General features: G+C 70.2%; 18 protein-coding genes. 5 read left to right on the plus strand and 13 right to left on the minus strand.

Annotation, left to right across the window (positions count from 1 at the left end; translation table 11 throughout):
- Positions 1 to 158: 158 nt before the first annotated feature.
- The 5 genes from LIU39_RS23945 to LIU39_RS23965 form a co-directional block, all read right to left on the minus strand.
- Positions 159 to 752 carry a hypothetical protein gene (locus LIU39_RS23945; RefSeq protein WP_227048926.1) on the minus strand — a complete coding sequence of 198 codons (594 nt, stop codon included), beginning with the start codon at positions 750 to 752 and terminating at the stop codon, positions 159 to 161.
- A gap of 201 nt (positions 753 to 953) precedes the next feature.
- A complete protein-coding gene (locus LIU39_RS23950) occupies positions 954 to 1,277 on the minus strand; it encodes a hypothetical protein (RefSeq protein WP_227048927.1) in 324 nt (107 codons plus the stop codon).
- A 160-nt stretch (positions 1,278 to 1,437) separates the two neighbouring features.
- The gene (locus LIU39_RS23955) at positions 1,438 to 2,412 is read right to left on the minus strand and encodes a replication-relaxation family protein (protein WP_227048928.1); all 975 of its coding nucleotides are present in this window, start codon (positions 2,410 to 2,412) and stop codon (positions 1,438 to 1,440) included.
- 26 nt (positions 2,413 to 2,438) lie between these two features.
- Complete coding sequence (locus tag LIU39_RS23960; protein ID WP_227048929.1) at positions 2,439 to 4,691, minus strand: type IV secretory system conjugative DNA transfer family protein; 2,253 nt, start codon at positions 4,689 to 4,691, stop codon at positions 2,439 to 2,441.
- The gene (locus LIU39_RS23965; protein WP_227048930.1) at positions 4,688 to 5,179 is read right to left on the minus strand and encodes a hypothetical protein; all 492 of its coding nucleotides are present in this window, start codon (positions 5,177 to 5,179) and stop codon (positions 4,688 to 4,690) included. The genes LIU39_RS23960 and LIU39_RS23965 overlap by 4 nt, the downstream gene beginning before the upstream one ends.
- 375 nt (positions 5,180 to 5,554) lie before the next feature.
- On the opposite strand from LIU39_RS23965, the gene LIU39_RS23970 reads away from it, so the two are divergent.
- A complete protein-coding gene (locus LIU39_RS23970) occupies positions 5,555 to 5,869 on the plus strand; it encodes a hypothetical protein (RefSeq protein WP_227048931.1) in 315 nt (104 codons plus the stop codon).
- Positions 5,870 to 6,039: 170 nt separating this feature from the next.
- Here the strand turns inward: LIU39_RS23970 and LIU39_RS23975 are convergent, their stop codons facing one another.
- From LIU39_RS23975 to LIU39_RS24010, 8 genes are all read right to left on the minus strand, one after another.
- On the minus strand, positions 6,040 to 7,011 hold the full coding sequence (locus LIU39_RS23975) for a C40 family peptidase (RefSeq protein WP_227048932.1): 972 nt from the start codon (positions 7,009 to 7,011) through the stop codon (positions 6,040 to 6,042).
- Positions 7,008 to 9,467 carry a hypothetical protein gene (locus tag LIU39_RS23980; RefSeq protein ID WP_227048933.1) on the minus strand — a complete coding sequence of 820 codons (2,460 nt, stop codon included), beginning with the start codon at positions 9,465 to 9,467 and terminating at the stop codon, positions 7,008 to 7,010. The genes LIU39_RS23975 and LIU39_RS23980 overlap by 4 nt, the downstream gene beginning before the upstream one ends.
- Entirely contained in the window at positions 9,464 to 12,001 is a 2,538-nt protein-coding gene (locus LIU39_RS23985; RefSeq protein ID WP_227048934.1) for an ATP-binding protein, read from the minus strand. The genes LIU39_RS23980 and LIU39_RS23985 overlap by 4 nt, the downstream gene beginning before the upstream one ends.
- Positions 12,001 to 12,633, minus strand: coding sequence for a hypothetical protein (locus tag LIU39_RS23990; RefSeq protein ID WP_227048935.1), 633 nt, complete (start codon positions 12,631 to 12,633; stop codon positions 12,001 to 12,003). The genes LIU39_RS23985 and LIU39_RS23990 overlap by 1 nt, the downstream gene beginning before the upstream one ends.
- On the minus strand, positions 12,630 to 12,938 hold the full coding sequence (locus LIU39_RS23995; RefSeq protein WP_227048936.1) for a hypothetical protein: 309 nt from the start codon (positions 12,936 to 12,938) through the stop codon (positions 12,630 to 12,632). The genes LIU39_RS23990 and LIU39_RS23995 overlap by 4 nt, the downstream gene beginning before the upstream one ends.
- A complete protein-coding gene (locus LIU39_RS24000) occupies positions 12,935 to 13,885 on the minus strand; it encodes a conjugal transfer protein (protein WP_227048937.1) in 951 nt (316 codons plus the stop codon). Before LIU39_RS24000 ends, LIU39_RS23995 begins: the two co-directional genes overlap by 4 nt.
- Positions 13,886 to 13,968: 83 nt before the next feature.
- Positions 13,969 to 14,250, minus strand: a complete 282-nt coding sequence (locus LIU39_RS24005; protein WP_227048938.1) for a hypothetical protein — start codon at positions 14,248 to 14,250, stop codon at positions 13,969 to 13,971.
- A 104-nt stretch (positions 14,251 to 14,354) separates the two neighbouring features.
- Complete coding sequence (locus LIU39_RS24010; protein WP_227048939.1) at positions 14,355 to 15,209, minus strand: RNA polymerase sigma factor; 855 nt, start codon at positions 15,207 to 15,209, stop codon at positions 14,355 to 14,357.
- Between the two features lie 731 nt (positions 15,210 to 15,940).
- Between LIU39_RS24010 and LIU39_RS24015 the strand changes: the two genes are divergently transcribed.
- From LIU39_RS24015 to LIU39_RS24030, 4 genes are all read left to right on the plus strand, one after another.
- Entirely contained in the window at positions 15,941 to 17,008 is a 1,068-nt protein-coding gene (locus LIU39_RS24015) for a hypothetical protein (RefSeq protein ID WP_227048940.1), read from the plus strand.
- Positions 17,009 to 17,450: 442 nt separating this feature from the next.
- Positions 17,451 to 17,681, plus strand: a complete 231-nt coding sequence (locus tag LIU39_RS24020; RefSeq protein WP_227048941.1) for a hypothetical protein — start codon at positions 17,451 to 17,453, stop codon at positions 17,679 to 17,681.
- Positions 17,678 to 18,526 (plus strand): hypothetical protein, encoded by an 849-nt coding sequence (locus tag LIU39_RS24025; protein WP_227048942.1) that lies wholly within the window; start codon positions 17,678 to 17,680, stop codon positions 18,524 to 18,526. The genes LIU39_RS24020 and LIU39_RS24025 overlap by 4 nt, the downstream gene beginning before the upstream one ends.
- 1,386 nt (positions 18,527 to 19,912) lie before the next feature.
- Entirely contained in the window at positions 19,913 to 20,206 is a 294-nt protein-coding gene (locus tag LIU39_RS24030) for a hypothetical protein (RefSeq protein WP_227048943.1), read from the plus strand.
- The last annotated feature ends 551 nt before the right edge of the window (positions 20,207 to 20,757 follow it).

Below are 20,757 nucleotides of genomic sequence, written 5' to 3' on the forward strand. Positions count from 1 at the left end.
TGGCTTCCCCGGAGAGGCAGCGCATACGGAGAAGTACGACGAGGCGCTGGCACAGTCACCATTACCGACGACAGGAGCGTCGTCGGCTGCCACTGCGGTGGTGACGAGAGCTGACCCCAGGAGGACAAAGACGGCGCCAGTGAGAGCCAAAGTGCGCCTCAGCAGCTGAGCTGCTGCGTATCGACCTTCAGGATCATCCACTGCTTCCCCCACTTTTCAGCTGAGACCACGGTGATGTACCGGCCGAGGGCTTGTTTCCCCCGGGCCACTTCCTTGCCGGTCTTCTTCTCGACCTGCTTCCAGTGCGAGATGTCCAGGCAGTCGGTGATGGTGGCTTGCGGCACCTTCTTCTCCAACGTGATGGAGGTGACCTTGGCGCTGCTCTCGGGTTTTCCTTCGGTGACCACGCCGAGTCTCTTCAGGCTCGCGATATCGCCCTCAGCCCGGGATAGCGCATCGGCGGTTGCGTACTTCTTCAGGTCGGTGCCGACGACGCTGGCATGCGCGTATGCCTTGGCCTGCTCCGTCCAGAACTTGCTGTAGCTGTCGAGCACTTCCTGCTTGCCGGCCGCCTGAGGGTCGAGGCTTTCCACCGGTGATGGCTTGCTGCCAGTGGTCTTGGTGGGCGTCGGCTTGACGCCGGTGCCTGCTGAGGTACTGCTGCACGAGGTGGCCGTCAGCACGATGCCGCCGACGATAAACAGCGCGCACACCCTGTTTCGGATCGACGTCCGGGTCCGCGTGGTCCGCATCGGGTTCCCTCCCCGTCTACCGGCTGCTTTCCCGGTGTTGTCCGTGAGTCGTTGCGTTCCAGGTGCCCGCCGGTGGGGCGGTTATGAGCCATCCGGGTGGCTTGTCCTGCACCTTACAGGCGAATTAGCAAACCATGAAGTTTGTTTCTGGGGAGGGGCGTCCATATCTGTCGGATCGACGCAAGTCGATCCGACGCCGCGTCACCGGCCGTTCTCACCGCTGCACGACCACCACGGCGCTGCGCCCTGACAAGGCACTGATTCTGCCAGTTCACGGACTCCAGCATCAGATGAGCCAGCGGAGGGGCCGGAATTCGCCGAAAGATCGTCCCGGCCCGGGACGCGGTCGGGGCGGGCGTCGTCGGCGAGGAGGTCTTCCATCGTGCCGAGGCCGCCGGTCTGGTGGTGCCAGCCGGCCAGGACCTGCCGGACGATCGAGCGGGCCAGCAGCCGGTAGTCCTCGGGGCGGTTCTCGCGTTCGGACAGCCAGGACAGGTGCCGGGTGTGGGTGTGCAGGGCGACCATCTCGGTGACCAGCGGCCCAGCGGCAATGACAGGCGGACGACGTTGGCGCAGGTGTCCTGGTGATGGTCGGGGAACGCAGTGATGTCGACGACCGCGAGCGTGGGCTCGGCCGGTGCAGTACGGATGCGGCGAAGGAAACGGAACAACGGAATCTCCAGGCTCAGGCCGCGGTAGCGGCGGGTGCACGCAGCAGGACATCGGTGGGCTCGGCGTCACCGAGAACGGGCATGACGATCGGCGCGAACGGCCCGTGCCGCTGCAGCTGGTCGAGGGTGGTGACGCCCGCCTTGAGGTCGGCGGCGGCCGGTTGCAGACGGGCGTCCGCGGACGCCAGGGCCCGCAGATCATCGGCCCGCTTCGCCAACTGGCCCGCCGACGCCCCGTCCAGCACGAGCAGGACCCGAGGGAAGGACGGGTAGCGGGCGCGCCATGCCTCCCGCCGGTACCCGCCGCCCGCTGTCTTCGACCGGCTGCGGCCCGGGGGCGGTTGAGGGATGTAGCGGGCGTAGCGGGCGTAGGCGTGGAGCTTGGCGGCCAGACGGGCGATGCTCATCGTGGCCCGGTCGATCTCGCAGAAGAACGTCAGCAGCATCCGCTGCCGCTCGCCTCCGCCGTCGGTGGTGTGGACGTAGCGCAGCACCGCGTCGGGCACGAGGAACGCTTCGTCGCCCAGCCGGCTGTCGCCGTCGCGGACGCGGTGGGCGAGTTCGGGATCCCAGTCCAGCGGCCCGCACTCGTCGCCCAGGCGCCGGGCGTGCTCGACGAAGGCGATCCCCATGGTGTTGACCGCCAGGGTGTGCTCCTGCAGAGGGCTGGCGGCGGCGTCCTCGGTCATCCGATAGGCCCGCGGTGTCAGCTCGCCGCCGCCTTCGACGACCTCGCACCCCGTCGCGGTGACGTACCACAGGAGTTCACCGGCGCGGCTGCTGCGGCGCACCGACGCGTCCACCAGGCCGCGTGCGTGCAGGACCTCCAGCTGCCGGCGCAGGTAGCGGGTGGACGTCGCTGCCGGACGCAGGAGCTGCGTCAGCTGGCCGGCGGTCAGCAGCCGGTGGCGGTAGAGCACGGGCAGGACCTCCTGCCCGAGCGTGGACAGCCCCCGGTCCGTGAGGTCCAAAAAACGCGGGCGCGGCATGGCGCCTCCTTTCGGTAAGCAGGTCGTCAGTACGGGCGGAGGGTGCGGACCACGTCGCCGCCCTCGTCACCAGCCGGGCGCGGCTTCGAAGTCCGGCCGGTGACGAGGTGGTCGAGGATCGCGTCATCGAGGCCGCGCTGGACCTGGAGGATTTCGCCGACGGTGCGGCGGCCCAGGTTCGTGTCGATCGCCGCATCGAGCGCCGGCAGGCCCGCCTCGTTGCGGTAGTCGGCGAAGACCTCGTCGACCGGCACCCCGCGCACCCGGAAGGGCGTGGTGCGCCTGCCGCGGAGCATGACCGACTGGATGTACTCGTACTTGTCCAGGCCCAGCACCGTCTCCGGATCGATCCCGGGCAGGCGCCGGGTGACGAACCCGGCCTCGTCGAAGTCCGCGGCCGTCGCCGACAACAAGCTCTGGTTCTGCATGAGGGCGGCCCGGGTCTCGGCGGACAGCCGCATCGCCATCTGCGTCATCCCCATGAAGCGCACCTCGAACTTGCGCAGCTGCTCCAGGATCTTGGCGATGTGGCCGTGGGAAGCGCCGTCGACCGCGGTCAGTTCATCCGCCCAGGTCCAAAACGGCGCCAGGCCCTCCACCGCGGTGTCGATCCGCGACATCCCGGCCCGGAACAGGTCGAACAGCAGCAGCGCCGTGACCAGATCGTCGCTCTCCCCGGTGCCCGACGGGCACACGAACACGATCTGCCGCTCGTCCATCGCCCGCCGCACGTCATACGCGGAGCGCGGCGAGCCCAGGAACGCCTTCAGCGACAGCGAGTTGTCCATCCGGTAAAGGGCGTTGGTCACCGGGTTGCGCGCGGAGGCTTCCATGTCGGGGAAGGACCGGCGCCAAAACGTCGCCTCCTGCGGATCCAGGACCGCCAGCACCGCCTCGCGCCACTCCTCGTCCTCCAGCAGGGTGCGGATCTGGAAGACGGTCGGCTGCAGCTGCGGATGCCCGGTGCTCACCAGGTGGTGCGAGAGGTGGGCGAGCGTGCGCGCCGCGCTGGACAGGATCGTCCGCGCACGGGTGGCGTTCTCCCCCCAGGCGTGGGCGGAGGCCACCGCACCCACCACCGAGCCGACGACGTCCTGGACCTCCTCGACGGCCCGGCCCTCCATCGACAGCGGGTTCCAGCACGCCATCCGGTCGTCCATGGCCGGCCGGGCCAGATTGACCTCCCACACCCGCCCGGCGACCGCCGGGTGTGCCAGATAGGGGCGGGCCCGCTGCCACGCCGCGCCGTGCGGGTCGAGAAACCAGCACCCGTCACCGGCGTAGGCACGGGCCAGGCACTGCACCAGCCCCATCTCCGTCTTCCCGAAGCCAGACTTGCCGTAGAAGGCCCCGAACAGGACATCGGCCGTACGGGCCCCGGCCAGGCGCTCGTTGCCGTCGGGGCCCGTCACCAGGCCCAGCGGCAGCACCTCGCGCTGCCCGGTCCACGTCGGCAGCGCGGCCGGCGCCGGCGGGACGACGCCGCCGCACCGCGCCACATTCGGGGCGCCGCAGCGGGCGGTGGGCGGCTTGAGCAGCCCGGCGATCTCCTGCCACGTCACCCACTGCCGCCTGCGCGGCGCGAAGTCCCCCCGCTGCAGCCGCCGGTCGAAACCCCGCCGCAGCCACCACACGTTCGAGTAGCCGCGCCACAACCCCCGCTTCGGGCCCACCGGCACGAGGCGGTTCTCACCGCTGAACGCCTCCATCGCCGCCATCACCTGATGCAGGCGAGCCTGCGCCTGCCGCGGATGCCGCGCCACACACCGCACCAGCACCTGAGCGGCGAACACCTCCGCGCCGGGGGTGAACTTCCCCACGCCCTCGGACAGATCGCTCTGCCGCGGCACCCGCACCGGGCCCTGCCCCACCCCCGGGCCCCCGGCCCCGCCCAAGCCGCCGCGCAGCACGTCCATCACGCCGCCGCGGCCCCCCGAACCGAGCTGCTCGCCGTACGCGGACGGACCCCGCCGGGTAGCACGCCGCATCAACACCCGCCGCCGCCGCGCCACCTTCGACCCCCGCACCGGAACCAGGTCGACGACCAGCTCGGCCTCCTCACCCGCCTCGGTCCGCACCTGGGCGAAGACCGCCGCCAGATGCTCCAGAGGATCGGGATCCAACCCGCCCTGACCCAGCGGACGGTGATCCGGACCGGACAGCACCAGCTCCGCCCGCGCCACGTAGCGCGGCCCGCCCGGTCCCCGGCCGCCCCCGGCCTCCCGCTCTTCCTCCACCTCCGCGAAGTCCGAGGGCTTGGCCAGGTCGACGGCGCTCACCACGAGCCACCTCGCTTCAGCGGCGCGGCGTCAGCGAACCGGACGCGGCGCTTGCGCTCGGCGCGGGTACGCGGGGCGACGACCTCCACCCGCCGGTACCCGGACAGCCGCAGCACCCCCGACCCCCGCTGCGGGCCCTCCCACCAGTAATGCAGAACCCCCTCGTCCCCGGCCGCCACCCGCACCCGGACGGCAGAAGCCCGCCGCGGAAGGAACCCGCTCGCCGCGCGCACACTGGCCAACCGCCCCGCCACACGCCCCACTTCGGGCAGCTCCGGATCGAACGTGGCCGCCGGCACCAGCTCCACGCACGTACGGTCGTCCAGCTCCCGTACCGCCCACCGCCGCCACCACACCGCGACCGCACCCCACACCACCACCACGACCAGGGCCGCGAGACCGAGCCACCACAAGCGGGCCAGGCCGGCCTCCAGCAGCATCCCCAGCCAGTTCCAGATTTCCGACGTGCGCGGAAGGACGTTGTTCATCCTCGCCCCCGCCCACTCGCGCCGACCCCGTGCGGACCCATGGGTGCCTCCTCATTGAGGCGGCACCGTGCCGCCTCAACGAAGAGAGGGGAAGCAGATCGGCCCTGATGTGACACGGGCCTCAACTTTTTTCTGCACCCTTCGGTGCGGCGGTCACATCCCCTCGACGCGTTGGCCCCCACGTGCAGGGCGAGACCTTCATGGTGGGTCCGGAGCAGTCACCCATATGACGGGTCCGGTTCAACGCCGCGATGATCGACTCCGTGCGCCGGACGGTTGAGCCGATGCGGACGCTGGAGTGGGAACTCACCGGAACCCACCCGAGCGACACCGAGTGATTCGAATCTTTTGGCGGTCCGGCTCGTTAGGCCAAAAGTGACTACCGACTTCCTGGGGCGGCCCGTCGCCGACCTGCTGGCGAACACCGTGACCTTTGCCTGCCAACTCTGCCCCTACCTCGGCCCCTCGTTCCGCGTCGGCACGGAGCTAGCGGATGTCCTGGCGCCGGTCGGCGCCCATGTCCGCGAGCAGCACCCGGATGCCGGAGACGTCGAGTCGTACCCGAAGGTGATCTACGGGTACGTGGACGGACTGACCGACGAGGTCCTGCTGCGGGTCAACGCGCGGCGGGCGGAGAACCCGTACGGCGACGGGACGACGTGCGAGCCGGGATGCGAGTGCGGCGCCTGACGCTTTGTCGGCGGAATCGTCTGGCGAACTTGTCGGATTCTTCAGTCGGAAGGGCCCGATTGGGCCACGCCGACAGATGTCTCGGACGGTCGACCTGCGGGTATGTCCCAGCAGGCGACATGCTGGCGACAGAATGGTCGGACAGCGACAAATGAAATCGGAACCTACATCTAGCCGACGCGCCGGACATCCCAGGCGTAGTGCTCCCAGTACCCGGCCAGGCTGATCACCTCGACGGATTTTCCCGGCCGGGGCGCGTCGATCATGCGACCCTGACCGGCGTAGATGCCGACGTGCCCCCAGCCGTCCTTGTTGAAGACGATGAGGTCGCCGGGCCGCATCTGGTCGCGGGAGACGGCGATACCGACGTGGCGCTGCTCCTGCGAGGTGCGGGGCAGGGCGACTTTGTGACCGGTGCCTTCGTAAACGGCGTAGGAGGTGAGTCCTGAGCAGTCGAAGCCGCCGCCTGTTGGGCCGTGGACGGTTCCGCCTCCCCAGATGTAGGGGAGGCCGAGCTGGCTGAGCGCCGCCTTCACGATCGCGTTCGAGGCCCCGTCACCGCCCCCGCTGCTTCCGGCAGATGGCGCGGTCGCATACATCTTGGCCTGGGCGAGGACCTTCTGCACGTACCAGTCGGCATGGTTGTAGGAGTAGATCGCCTTGTACAGGCCGTCGCTGGTGCCGGTCTTGGCGCCGTTCGCGCACAGCATCCGCGCCGCGGCGTACACGGCGTCGACCCGATCCCAGGGGCTGGGCGGGCTGGCGCCGCCGGGCGGCACCGGGTAGGCGTAGCCGCGGAACGTGGCCGGCAGGAACTGCATGGGCCCGACCGCACCGGCCGAGCTGCGCATGGTGGGGTGGCGGGCATGATCGGTCTCCACCTTCCCGACCGCGGCGAGCACGGTCCAGCCCAGCCCGCGGCAGGCAGCCGGCGCGGCCTGCCGGTAGAGAGACAGCATCTGAGGCGGGATGTCGCTCACCGGGCCGCCGGCCGCCGCCCCTGGGACCGGTGCGGCGGCTTCTTGCTGGTGACCGGCGGCGCCGTTGGCGACCGCGGCGATGAACAGCACCAGCACCCCGATCAGCGCGAGCACACCGGCGCCGAGGCCGGCCCCGACAGCAGCCGCGGACCGGCCGTTCACGACCGCCTCCCCGGCCGAGGCGAGCGCGGCGCGACCGGGCGCCGGGACGGCGCAGCCGCAGGAGGCGGCGTGAGGGGCGGCCCGGCGGCGTTGGCGCGGGTGCGGATGCGGTGCAGCCGCTGCTGCAGGCTCGCCTGCTGACTGGAGGCCGGCGGCGTCAGCGGCCGTTGCGGAACCATCTGCCCCCTGCGGGAGCGCCTCGGCGCTCCCGCAGAGGCGGGTGACGGAACGGGCGGCCGGGCCGGGGCCGGGGCGGCGGGACGGTGGCCTGCCGCGGCGTGCGGGCGGCGGGGACGGGCGGGGATGGGCGGCAGCCCGTGCCCGACGAGGACGCGGTTGCGGACCCAATGGCCCCCCAGCCCCAGGCCGTGCCGGTACTCGTCGGCGAAGTCCCGTATCCGCGGCTCGTACGTGCTGCGCGCGGCATCGAGACGCTCCCTCAGCTGAGTGGCCGCACTGGTGACCTGGCCGGGCACGGCCTGGGCCACGGTCGCGGCCTGGCGCACGGCCCGAGGCCCGTACACCGGAAGCCCCACCGTGCTTTTGAGGCCATGGCGGCCTGCGCGCAGGCCGGCCCGGCCGCCGACGCGCGCCGTCTTCTCAGCGCTGCGGGCCAGGCGTCCGGCGCCGCGGGCCAGGCCCGTCAGCGCGCGGGTGCTGCCCGTGCGGCCCAGGCCGGCGCCGATCGCGCCAGCGGTGCCGCCGGTGGCGGCCATCAGACCGAGCATCAGGGCCGCGCCGCCGATCCTGCCCATCGTGCCGCGGCCCCCGCCGCCGGCAGGGCCGAGGCTGGCAGGGGAAGCGGCGCCGCCGAGCTTGGAGGCGCCGACGCGTCCCTTGAGGCGGGCCGCCCACTGGTGCGAGGTGCGGGTAAGCCGCTTGCGGAAGACGAGCGCTCCGGCGCACAGCACATCGACCAGGGCGAAGCGCGCGGACAGCCCGCCGGGGGTGTTGTTGGCCTCGGCGCCGACCACGGCGGTCACCGCGACGACGAAGACGCCGAGCCCGACCACGAGCAGAACCATCAGGGCCAGGCCGCGGGCGATGGAGGCGCCACGCGCCCACAGCCACGCACGTCCCGGGCCGGGCAGGGTGCCGACGAGCAGCGCGCAGCGCGCTAGCATCGCCTCAGCGGCGAGCCAGACCTGGGTGGCCAGGTAGCTGCCGGCGAGCGCGATGATCAGCACGCAGACCAAGGCCGCGGCCAGGAGCATGAAGACGGCGCCGACCAGCTTGTCGGCGGAGGGCGTCTTGCGTTCCTTGGCGTTGCCGCTCACGCAGAGCTTTTCGAACTCGGCGTCCGGCTTCTTCCCGAAGGTGTCGAGCGCCCACTGCCTGGCCTTGTCGGTGGCGACGTCGCCGAGCTTGCCGCCAACGCCCGGCAGGAGCAGGTCACCGGCGTTCGGCAGGTCCTTGATCGTCTTGGCCTGCTCGGCGACCTTCTGGTTGTAGAAGGCGGTCTCGATGCGCGAGTTGGTGAAGCGGGTGGCGCACTTGTCCTTGGTGTCGTCGGTGAAGATCTGGCCGTAGGTCAGGACCTGCGAGGGCTGCACCACGAACGTGCGGACCATCTCGTCGCTGATCGGTGTCGCGATGGCCCCGGCGCTGTCCCTGGAGGGCCGGCCAGTGGGGTCGGCGTCGCCCATGACGAGCGAGGCCACCGCGACACCGAGGTCGCGGGCCTTGCCGACCGCGCCGTCCTGGGTGCCGAGCAGCATCTGCGGCGGTGAGGCGAAGGTGGTGGCGGCGAGCGCGGAGATGAGCAGGGAGGCGGTGAGTTCGCCCCAGCCGCGGGAGCGGTCGCCGAACAGCAGGTGCCAGGCCGCGGTGACTCCGGAGAACACGAGGAACAGGCCGGGCAGGCCCATCTGCACCAGGACGCTGGTGTAGAGGGAGTCGGAGACCGCGAGCGCCGGCTTGAGCAGCAGCGCCGCCAGCTTGAATCCCAGCGCCCAGGTGATCAGCCAGCAGGCGAACGCGATCAGCCACTTGATGACGATGAACAGCACATTCGTCAGCCACGCCTCGACCTTGAGATCCCAGTCGCTCCAGGCACCGCTCTCCGCATCCACCGTGAACGCGGAGACCGGGATGCCGTTCTCATCGGTGACATGAAAGGAGTCCAGGAGATCGTCCTTGCCGATCCCCATCCGCGCCAGCTTCTTGCGCACCCCTTCCTTCTTCTCCCGCAGCGCCTCCTTCGCCGCCGCCTTCCCCTTCGCCGTGTCCTCGTACGCCACCCCACCGCCCCCACCGGGCGCCGCCGCGCCGCCCGGCGAGGGGGCCGCGGGCGGCTGCGCGCTGACCGACGGCGCCGGCGACGGTGCGGGGTCCGCAGCCGCGTGCGTGGCCGCCGCCGCACTCAGTACGGCCGCGGCGCACAACAGCGCCACCACCCACCAGCCCCGCCGCCGCCCGCTGCTCACCGTGTGCCCGGCCAGGCGCAGCCACCTCATACCGCGAGCGCCGGGTCAGAATGGATCGCCGCCGCGGCCCGCTCATCGGCAGGGATGACGACCTGCATCCCGCCCACGCGCCCGTACAGGTCCCGGTGCAGGCACTCCCCGGCCCGCTGCGCCCGTACCTCATCGCAGACGTCCATCGGGGACAGCCCGGCGGTGACCAGCTCCACCAGCTCGGCGTCGGCCGGGTCGAGGTCGAGGAACTCCAGGCCCCGCCGGGCCAGGGCCACATCGGTCTGACGGAAGAGGAACTTACGCGGGAACAGACCGCGCACCACCTTGCCCGTGGCGGAGGCTTCCGGACCGATGTCCTCACCGTCATGACTGCCCGCCAGGACACCGGCGGCGTGCTTGCGGCCATCACGCACCAGCTCCAGGAGCAGCGCCATGCCCTCGGGGGAGGAAGTCAGCCACCAGCACTCGTCCCACACCGCCACGCAGAACTCGTGGGGCAGCGCGAAGCAGATCTCCCGGCACAGCGCAGCGATCAGATACAGCGCGGCCCGGCCGAAGGTCTTCTCGAACTCCAGCTTCGCGAGCCGGTCGGCCGCCAGCTCATGCTCCTTGGGCAACGCCAGGTTGGCGACGGCGAACACGACTGCGTCGGCCTGCGTGGTATCCACCACCGGCAGCGCCGGGTCGAACAGCGCACGGGCCAAGTCCTTACGGGCAACGGCCGACAGCTGCCGCGCCAGCGCGTAGGCGGTCACATCGGACTTCCCCCGGGCCCGCAGACCCTCCACGAGCCCGGCCAGGGACGGCTGCGCTCCGGCCAACGTCGCCTCGATCGCCTCGGACAGGGTGACGCCCTGCTCGCTCATCGGGGCGATACCCAGCAGCAGCGTCAAAAACGACTCGGTACGCCGCTGCGCCTGGGCCGGGTCACGGATGGTGCGCAGCGGGTCGAGGGAGACCTGCGCCTGGTCGTCGAGGGTGATGACCTGGGTGGTGCCGGGGCACGCCTGGGCGAAGCGCAGCCATTCCTGCTGCGGCGTGCGGTCGACGATGACCGCACGGCCCCGGCTCCCGGGCACCCCCGCCTTGCGGCCCGCGGCGAGGATGCCGTAGACCGCCGACTTCATCGCGACGCTCTTGCCGCCGCCGAGCTCCCCGATGAACGCCGCGGACGCGGACGCGGACTTGCGCGGCCCCAGGGACCAGTCGGTCAGCACCGGCCGGGTACCGCCGCCGGACAACTGCAGCCCGTACAACGGCCCCTTGGCATCCCCCAGCGCCGATCCGGAAAACGCCCCGGCCATCGCGAAGTCCCGCGCCAGGAGCACCTGCGCGTAGGAGGCCATGACCTTCGGGGTGCGGGCGCCCGGCAGCATCCCGTAGAACAGCGACTCCTGCTCGCCCAGCGGGCGGGTGAAGGTGTAGTCGTTGCCGCCGAAGTGCGTGGTCAGGTCGGCGGCGCGGGCCTCGGCCTCGGCCGGGGTCGCACCCCACACGCACAGCGTCCCCATCGCCCGCACCTCCACCTCGGACCGGGTCCGGGTCACGGCGCTGCTGAAGTCCTCGATGCCCTCCGCGGCCTCGAAGACCTTCTCCGGCGCCCCGGCCGGTTCCCCCTCGTACTCCTGAGGCTGGCCGGCCAGTTCACGTGCCTGCCGGCGGGCCTTGCGCGCCGCCACCGCGCCCGTAGTGACGTTCAGGCGCATCACCCAGTCCACCGGGAAGGCGAACTCGTCCAGCGCGGCGAGGTATTCGGAGCCCGGGAAGGCGAACCGGTCGGGCATCTCGGCCAGGGACAAGAACGTCTGGTACGACTCGCCCCACGGCGTGGCCACCTGCAGCCAGCGCCGCCCGAACCGCCCCCGCACCGCCGCGCCCTCCCCCTCCTCCGCCTCGCCGTCCGGGGCCGCGCCCTCCGCAACAACCGCCTGCCCCAGAGCGGCGGCCCCGCGGCCACGACCCCGGCCGGTGCCCCGGTCCGGTTCGGGCAGTAGAGGTTCCAGCACACCGCGCCGGGCACTGTGCCCGTAGATCCACAGGATTTCCGCCTCCGTCGCCGCCCGCAGCGCCACGCTGGACGGCCATGCCGCAGCAAGGTCACGGGCCTGCGCCTGACGGCGCTGCTCCTCGCGCGCACTGACCGGCGCGGGCAGCAGGCCCAGCTGCAGAGCCATCTCCGCGCGCGCCGCGTCGAACGCCATCCCCGCGGCCTGCGTCCTGCCGCCGGCGGGCAGCGGAACGGCAAGGAAGTCGGCGCGGCCGGTCAGCTCCATGCACTCCAACTGGTCCCACACCCGCGTCGCCAACTGCGCATACCGCTCGCTGGCGGCCAGGTCGACGCCGTCGGTCATCTTGCGCACCACGTCGGCCGGGTCGATCTGCGGGCACAGCGACATCAGCATCGACTCGCCGTGCAACTGCTTGACCAACGCCTCCAACGCCCGCAACCGGCGCTCCTTGACGGTGCGTGAGGACTGCGCGTGACCGCTGCCCTCCACCCGCCACAGCGCCCAGCACGTCCCCTGACGCGTCCAGATCACGTTCTTCGCGACGTGCCGTACAGGAATCCGCATCACTGCCCCCGCTCGTTGAAATCCGCGTCCGCGTGCGGCGTGCCGGCACTGCGTGCGGCGAGCAGCGCCCCCACACCCGACGTCACCCGCACCACCGGGGCCGCTGCTGACGGGCAGGCCGAGACCCCGGTAGCCAGGCCCGCCCCGCGGTCCGCGAGAAGCGGCTCGGCGACGGGGCCGGCCTCCGGCGCCGGAACAGCCCCACGGCCGGACTCGTCGTTCTGCGGCTGGCGTGCCAGGGTGCAGACGCCCACCACCGCGCGCCGCCGGAAACGGGGCACGGGCCGGCCGCCCATCCGGCCGCCGGACCCGCTCACCGCCAGGCCGACCGCACTGGCCGCCACGGCAAGCGGATTGCGCCCGTCGATGTGCACGCGACCCACGATCAGCGCCAGCGCGTAGGGGACACCGACCAGCAAAAGCACGTCGACCAGACCGTGATGTGCCCACAGCCCACGGGCGACGAACAGCACCGCGAACGTGCCGGACGCCACGACGAGTTGCGGGACCGTGTACGGACCGCCCCAGATACGGCCCCCACCAGGCCAGTGCCCCACCACCGGCGCATGCCGCCGCACCTTCGTGTAGCACCGGCCGACCAGCGGCTCCGACCGCTCCGCCAGGATGGTCATCGCCGCCCGCCGTCCAGCGGACCAACGACACGCTCCGCAACCGGGGCCGCGGCACTGCTGGGATTCTTGATGTCCTCGCCGATCTTGTCCCGCAGCACAGCCATGTTGACGACGATGGCCAGCACCACCGCCCCGCCGATGGCCGCGACGCCCGCCTTCAGCACGCTCTTGGTCTGCCCCCACACCCAGGCAATCGAGACGACATACATCAGCCCCAGCACGCCCACGAGAAAGAAGTTCTTGAGCTGGCTGACGAGACTGTTGGCATCGGCGATGACCCCCGCCATCTGCATGAGCCCGTTCATGAGCCCTGCCCTTCCTGAGAACGCGACGACGTGCCGGACGTGGCCAGAGCGGGCGCGGACTCCAGCGCGGCGACCTCCCAGCGCCCTCCGCGGGAGCGCAGCCCGATCGCGTAGGTCATCGGCCGCCCCTTCACCTGGCTGCCCTCGCCCTCGACGTCGACCAGGAGACGACGCCGGACGCCATCGGGCGGCGTCTGCTTCTCAGCGCCCTCGGCCGGCCCCTGCCCGTGGTCGGCGATCTGCGTGACCGTCACCGCCGTGTACGGCGCCGGCCGCACCGGCCGCAGCGCCATACCGGGCGAGAGGTAGCGGTCCAACTCCCCGCGGCCCGCCAGATACGCGGCCAGGAACCCCTGAACCGTCTGCACCGCCGGATCGGACGCCAACGGCGCATGCGCCGAGCCGTACGACAACGCAGGCGCCGCCGCCTTGCCGCCGGAAGGGGCAGCCACCTCGGCAGGCAAAGCCGCCGCCACCCACCCCGACGCCGCGCCACCAGCCCCGGACGTCGAACGCACCGGCACCTGGAAGTACCGGACACGCCCTTCTCCGCCCTTCGCCGAACCGGTGATCCGCGCGGCCACGGTCACCGACCAGTAGCCGGCCGACACCTGCCGCACCCGCACCGACGACGTCGACTCCGCGCGCTCCGCCCCACCCCCAGCCGACCACGCCACCGAGCGCGCCGCCGGGTAGAACGCAGCCAGCTGCTCCACCGCCGCACCACCGCCACCAGCCCTCACGTAGGCAGCGACGTACAGCTCGGCAAACCCGGCCGGCGCCACCGCCTCCGCATCCGACGACGCCACCTGCGTACGCGGAGCCTCCACTCGCGCCGCCACCGCCGCCGGCCGGGCACTTGAGACCAACGCCCACCCGCCGAGCAGCGGACCAGCCACCAGCAACGACCAGGCACCCCACCGCACCACAGCCGTCCAGTTCGCCATGGCCCCCGTCGACGCAGACGTGGTCGCCCACCCCGTGCCAGCCACCGCCGACTCCACCGCCGGCCCTTCAGCCAACATCGGCTTCACACCGTCACCCCGCCCTGCACGGCCTCGCCTCGGGTCAGCTCCGCGATCCGCTCGCGCAGCCGCGCCGGCGGAAGGGCCAACACCTCCCGGACAAGCACCTGCGCCTCATCGGCGTCCCGCTCCACGTACGACCGCAACTGCGCATCGGTGCCCACCGCGAACGGGTCGGTCACCAGAGCAACCGCCAACCGCGTCGCCCGCCGCCGGATCGCCACCAGCCGCAGCTCCTCTTCCTTCAGCTCCACCGCATCTCCCTCATGTCCCAGCTCCTCCATCACGACAGCCCCTCCACGTGTCCGATGCGCGACTCCCGCACACCCCAGAGAGGGGAGCCACACCGGCCCGGATGTGACACCGGCCAGCAAAAAACTTCCGCGACCTCTCACGCCGCCTCGACCCACTGCGGCGCCGCCTGCCGCAGCTGCGCCACCGCCCGGCTCCGCCGCCGACGCAACGCCACCGCACTGACCCCCAACGCCCGCGCCGCGTCCGCATCCCGCGGAGCGCCCTCGCGGTAGTGCGTGCAGATCCCCGAAGCCGCCTCCGCGGTGAGCACCTCGCGCTCCAGCGCCCACACCAGCAGCGCGACCATCTCGCCGCGCGCCCCCTCCAGTTCCTCCGCCGCACCCACCGCGTCCTGGAGGCCGGCCTGCTCGGCGGCCCGCGCCAGCAGTGCCGGTTCGGCAGACCGCGACAGCTCGTCCTCGCCGGGGCAGACGGCCGCCCACGCCTCGTCCAGGTCTGCGGACGGCGCCAGCTCCTGCTTCAGCTCCCGCGAGACGCGGTGCCACAGCTCCATCCGCAACCCCGTCGCGATCCGCCTCGGCCGCCGCGCCACCGGGTAGCTGCGTACCACCTCCCACAATGAGGCGATCACCACCTGCGCCACGTCCTCGGCGCCCTCACCGTTGCGCAGGGAACGGCGCATCATCCGCTGCGCGCACGGCAGCATCGCCTGGACCAGCACACGGGCGGCCAGCGCCGCATCCCGTTCGTCGGCCGCGTTCGCCCGGTTCAGCAGGGTGCCCATCCAGGCGTCGCTGAAGTCCGGGCCCTCACGGTCGGAGCGCTGCCGCAGCAGGGCGCACAGCTCACCCAGCTCGGCGGGGGCCCCATCCTCGTCCAGCACATCGGCGGCGAGGATCCAGGAGCGCACGCGCTCGGCGTTGCAGTGCTCGGCGCACAGCCACTCCCACTCGGTGTTCAGACGTGCAACCAGCGTCGGTACGGCGTTCACGGCAGGCTCCCTTCGGGTCGACTGCCGTGAACTCTCCTCAGCACCTCTTACCAACCCGCTTACCCAGAATGGAAAAAACAGCAGGTCAAATGGGGTGAGCGCTGGGGTATCCATTGGGGTATCCGCACTGCCCGAGTCGGGTATCCGTCAGGAGACGGCGGCGCTCACGAGCGCGGTGACGCAGTCATGTGGGGCGCAGGAGAACCGGGCCGGGTGGCCGGCGCGGGTCTGCCGGGACGACCGTCGCGCCACAGCAGGTGGCATGCAGCGGGAAGCGAGGCACCCGACTTCGCCGCCCCGTGCTTCAACCCCGCTGCACGGGACGCTCCGTTGAGGTAGCTGATGGCTGGGTGCTCAGGCGGATCGCCGAACTTGGTACCACCGTGGGTACCACCGTGCGTACCAACGCAGGTTCCACCGAGGGTTCCACCATACGTACCACCGTGCGTACCAGGTACCTTCCAGCACCTGGATCATCTGCGCAGGTCAGGCGCTATGGGCATGCGGATGGCGTCGCTGACACCTCTCCCTCAGAAGGAGAGAGAGGCTTCTCTCCACCGGAAGCAGGGGCGCACCGCGCAGCGGCGGTGTTCCGTTCCGGCCCTGACACCGCGATGATCCGGCCAAGTCCGCCTGGGTGAACCCGCGGTGACACCCACCCCGCCAAACTACTCCGTGCAGCGGATTGGCTACAGGTTGATGGGAGTGTTGTGGCGCGCAAGGACGACATCGTGACGATCGTGATCGACGCGAAGAACGAGACGAAAAGGGCGATCGACGATCTGGATGGCCGGCTCGGCCAACTGGACCGGGACTTGCGCGAGGCGTTCACCGGCGAGATCCGGGACCTTCACACCACCCACCTGTCGGACCTGAAGGCGTCGCAGCAGGAAACCCGCTCCAGTGCCTACAACGCGGGCAAGCGCGCGGGCGAAGCCGTCACCGCCGTAACGGCACTGCGGAACGAGGTCGCACAACTGCACAGCGGGCTCGGTGAACTGCGGGACGACTTCAGGGAGGTACTGGCGCTGCTGCGTGCCGCAACGGCCCTCGAAGCGGCCGGCAGCGTGGTCGGTCCGGTGCCTGCCGCGGCTGCAGGTGCCGACTCCGGGGCGGAGCTGGCCGCGCTGCCCGGACAGCGACCGGCGCCACAAGAAGAATCGGCACCCGCAACACAGGGCGCATCCACCTCGGTTGGCGCCATGGCTACGAACGAGCAGGCTGAGACGGTGCAGGCCGTCGAGGGAATTTCTGCTGCGGCCGAGGACAATCTCTCGTCGGAGGAGACCAAGGATCAGCCAGAAGGTGACGCACCAGAGGACGAGAACCTGGTCGCTTCCCGCGCCGCGCTGGACGCCGACAACAGCCGCAGCCAGGACGATCCGCTGGCGGGAGAGCCGGTAGCCCTGAGCGCGGCGGGGCGGGTCTGGGCAATCATGCGGGCGGGGAGCGTCGCCTCCGCGACCCTGGTATGCCACCGCGACACCTGGGAGTTCATCGCCGCCCACGTCGGCAGCCACCCCCACTTCCGCACCCCGGCACTGGAAGAACGCGAAGGCGGCCTGGTCGCCGCGGTGCTCTCCGGACGGTCCCTGGTCGCCATGATCCTGGCCCTCTACCAAGTAACGGAAGCGCACCGGACCACGGACGACAACGTCGAGGACCTGGCCGCCTTCGCCGACTGGGCCATGGCCTGCCAGGTCTACAACGCGACCGCCGAAGTCCTCCGCGAGGCACGGGAAGTAGAAGGCGACCCGGTCGTGGTCACGATCGACAACCGGATCCCCGCCCGGCCCTGACCTGGCGCCCAGCAGCGCTGAGTGGGCCGGACGCACACCCTCGTGCCGAAGCCCCGCCGAATCGGCGGGGCTTCTCTGGCACGATTGGTGGGCCTTGTGCCCGTCTGTCGCCGTTGTACGGCGCATGCCCTGGTGAGCGGCCGTGGTAAGCACGACCGCGGACCCTGACATTCTCCTACGCGCTGCCATGTGGGGTGCCGGAGGCGTTGCGGTCGTCCAGCGCCTCTATCCAGCGGACGGACGCCGTCGAGGCCGGCGGCCCGCTGCCTGAATGTGGCGTTCTGAGAGGGCGCCTTCGCGGATGTCGTACGCGACGTGCGAGCCGAACTATCGCTCCGCCGCACCGCGCTCCTCGCACGTTCCCGGCCACCCGGACAGGTGAATCTCGGCGGAATGTCAAGGTATCCCTGACAGTGTTGCGCGTCAGGGATACCTTGACGACATGAAGAACATCGGAGTCACCGACTACGACACGAAGATGGGGCGGCTCAACACCGCTGTCGCCGCCGCCGGTTGCACCGGCGAGCAGCGCAACTCCGCCTACTACCTGTACGACGACCTGCTGGACGTCGCCGCCCAGCACGGCATGGGACTGGTCGACCTCGAAGCGGCGGGCCTGGACCTGCCCACCGCCTGCGTCCGCATGGTGCTCGCGAAGGAGTCCGACCGATGAGCCGGGACGAACGAGATGAGCGCGAGCAGCCCCCGGCCCTCGCCCCAGCCGACGAAGCGTTGCTCGCCCGCGCGCAGACCCTGTTCGAGATCGCCGAGGCCGCGCTGCGCGACGTCGCCTGCCGCTACCCGGCCGACGACCGTGGCGGCATGCTGAGCGACGCCCTGTACCTCCAGACCCTCACCGACAACCTGGTCGACCAGGTTGTGGTCGCCGAGCGGGAGCGGGGCGCGAGCTGGGCCGAGATCGGCGCCGCCGCCGGCAGCTCCCGGCAGGCCGCCAATGAGCGGTGGAAGGCCAACGTCTCCGTATGGGTCCTCACTGGCCGCCGGCGTGGAGGCATCGACCGCGGCCCCGCCGACCCCGCGCTCCACGCCCGCCACCTCGACCAGTGGTACGCCGACCTGATGGACGGCCCCCCCGACCAGATCAGCACCCAACTCCCTTCCCTCCACGACGAGGCCGCCCGCACCGAGGCCAACGACCACCGCGCCGAGGCCCGCCGGCTCACCAGGCGCGCCGGACAACTGCGCAAGGAAGCCGACGCCGCCTTCAACGCGGTGATGGAGGCCGCCGGCACCGATGCCGTCGAGGAGAGGCGCGCCGTGTGGGCCGCCCGGCACCTCGCCCGCGCCGAGGTCTACACCCGGCTCGCCGTCATCGAGCCGCCCCTCGCCGCCGAACACCGTCGGCTTGCCGCCGCCCAGCGGCACATCGCGCAGGAGATCGTCAGCGGACGCGGTCCCGCCCCCGACGACGACGGAACCCGCAACGAGGAGACCAGCCCCATGCACACCCGGCGCATCGACCTGGACAACACCGGGGCGCTCAGCAACTGGGAATGACGGGCCTTCGGGGCGCCCCGAAGGCCAGGCCCTTGAGGGCGGACGAGGCCGGGGATCACAACGGCCAGGAGCAGTGGCTGCGACTGGACGAGATCCTGCTGCCCCAAGCAGCCCAGCAGCGTCGCGCAGGGAAGGTGACACGGGGAGGGGTGCGGTGGCGCACTACGCGAGGCTTTTTAGCTACCGGAACTGCGGCCCATCGGCCGACCAGGTGGTCACCCGGGAAACCTTATTACGTGCATGACAATCGAAAGGCACTCGGTGCCACCGATGCTTCGCTGCCTCTGCGGTCGACTGGTCTGTCTACCCGCAGCCTGGGTCCAACTCATGCCACTTCGCTACCAGTTGAGGGAAATTCAATGTCGATAGATCCCCGCATCAATGACGCCGAAAGGCGCCAAGTCGCTTCAGGAATTTTTAGCAGAAAGCGCAAGTGTTCATTCAACTCTTGAGCAAAAACCACAATCCGCGCTGCAATTAACGGGATTTTTAGATCCCGAGCGCTAACCACGCAACAAAGGAACACTATCCTCGGGTTCGGTCGTTGACCGTGGCACCAGAGAGCATCGTCACGTTGCGTTCTCTGGTTACCATCAGGCTGGCGATGCACAATGGTCAGGGCGTGGTCTCCGCGCCTGACGAGGGCCGCCGCCCCTGCTCCAACTGCCAAGAAGGGAGGGGTGGCGGTTTCTCCAGTGCTACGCGATTTAACGCTGCGTGAACCTTCCCGGGTGCCCATGAATAACATTTGCAGGCGTGATCAATCTTGCCACTAGACCACTGTGACCAGCGGGCAATCAGCACAGTGGGCCATTCTCACCCAATGGACACCAGCAAGATCAAATTAGGGGCTTGTGTCCGGATGTAGTGGGCACGGAGTGGCTGTGCGGCCACGCCGCAGACTCTCGACCTGGCAGGTGGACCACTGGCCAGGTCCCCTTGAATGATTAACAATCACCAATCACGCTGTGTGACATAGGTCATTGATCGTGACTCAGATCACGTGACCAAGTGTGTTCTCAAGCACACCGACAGTGCCTCGGTAGGCGGATCGCTTCCCCTCTGAATCCCGGCAACCCTCACTCTTTGCCGGGCTACCGATGAGTAGATAGGCGACGTAAGGCATCAAATGCCTGATTTGCTGTCATGTGCGCCTAGAGGGAGATCGCACAGCATACGCCTACCGTCGGACAATCCGCGGAACCTTGAACTGAAGGCAGGCCAAGCTCAGTTGCGAAGCCCTTCCCCTCTGCGTTAACTAACCCATCACGTAGCAGGAAGCTTCACCCTTCCCGTTCGCTCCCCCCTTACTTGGCAGTTGGAGCAGGGTGCGAACTGGGTCCTCGTCAGGCCACCACCAATAAAAGGAACATGAGCGGAGACCAAATGCACGATGATCCGAACCGACTCCAGGGACGAGAAGCCCCCGGAATCGGAGGAGGCACCGCCGAGACCTGGGGCAACCCCTCAGTCCCGCCGTACACCCCGCCGGCCGACGGCTACCGGAACACCCCTTCGGACAGCTCCGGCCAGCACCCTGCCCACCGCCGCCGGCGCCTGGACATAAACATCGACAGCCACTTCGAGCTGGCCCTCTACATCTCGCCCCGCCTGCTCCGCTGGTTCAGCGGGATCTGCATCACCATGGCGAGCGGTAGCTGGTACCTGCTCAACCACTAGGCAAAGAAGCCTGCTGCGGCCGAGGCCCCTAGGAATCCTTCCTGGGGGCCTCTCGCTGCCCCGAGCCTGCCTTGAACCTCAAGAACCCCTCAAGGAGTGCCTCACAGGCCCCCCTGAACGCCTCCTGCCCCCTCGGCGCCTAGTCCCCCCGAGGCCACCCAAGGAGGCAGCCTCCTGGCCACTGTGGGCCCCCGCGGCACTTTCGCCACAATCCCTGACACTCAGTGCCATAGATTGTGGCGAAAAACCCCTCCCGGTTTGCAAGCCTCCGCGTCGTCGGCCGGGCCGACGCCCCCCTGCGTCCTTTCTCGGACGGTCGGCCGGCCGAGAAAGGACGACCACCTCGGCGGTCCTCGCGCACCAGTGACCTCCCGTCACCCAGACGACAAGCCACACCCCCTCCACGTAGTCAGCCAAAGCGCCTGAAGGGCGCCAAAAGGAAATCCCGCCCGAAGGGTGGTATTTCCATGAGGAGTTGGAGCGAAGCGCAAACTCCCCATCAAAAGACGCGAAGCGGCTGTTAGTTATGCGAAGCATGACTAACCATCAAA

Source organism: Streptomyces pinistramenti (assembly GCF_020564935.1).
In the GTDB taxonomy this organism is placed as follows: Bacteria; Actinomycetota; Actinomycetes; order Streptomycetales; family Streptomycetaceae; genus Streptomyces; species Streptomyces pinistramenti.

Coding starts and splice junctions, on each gene's coding strand:
- LIU39_RS23945 (WP_227048926.1), bottom strand. CDS start 752: ATGCGGACCACGCGGACCCGGACGTCGATCCGAAACAGGGTGTGCGCG.
- LIU39_RS23950 (WP_227048927.1), bottom strand. CDS start 1,277: ATGGTCGCCCTGCACACCCACACCCGGCACCTGTCCTGGCTGTCCGAA.
- LIU39_RS23955 (WP_227048928.1), bottom strand. CDS start 2,412: ATGCCGCGCCCGCGTTTTTTGGACCTCACGGACCGGGGGCTGTCCACG.
- LIU39_RS23965 (WP_227048930.1), bottom strand. CDS start 5,179: ATGAACAACGTCCTTCCGCGCACGTCGGAAATCTGGAACTGGCTGGGG.
- LIU39_RS23980 (WP_227048933.1), bottom strand. CDS start 9,467: ATGAGGTGGCTGCGCCTGGCCGGGCACACGGTGAGCAGCGGGCGGCGG.
- LIU39_RS23985 (WP_227048934.1), bottom strand. CDS start 12,001: ATGCGGATTCCTGTACGGCACGTCGCGAAGAACGTGATCTGGACGCGT.
- LIU39_RS23990 (WP_227048935.1), bottom strand. CDS start 12,633: ATGACCATCCTGGCGGAGCGGTCGGAGCCGCTGGTCGGCCGGTGCTAC.
- LIU39_RS23995 (WP_227048936.1), bottom strand. CDS start 12,938: ATGAACGGGCTCATGCAGATGGCGGGGGTCATCGCCGATGCCAACAGT.
- LIU39_RS24000 (WP_227048937.1), bottom strand. CDS start 13,885: ATGGCGAACTGGACGGCTGTGGTGCGGTGGGGTGCCTGGTCGTTGCTG.
- LIU39_RS24020 (WP_227048941.1), top strand. CDS start 17,451: ATGAAGAACATCGGAGTCACCGACTACGACACGAAGATGGGGCGGCTC.
- LIU39_RS24025 (WP_227048942.1), top strand. CDS start 17,678: ATGAGCCGGGACGAACGAGATGAGCGCGAGCAGCCCCCGGCCCTCGCC.
- LIU39_RS24030 (WP_227048943.1), top strand. CDS start 19,913: ATGCACGATGATCCGAACCGACTCCAGGGACGAGAAGCCCCCGGAATC.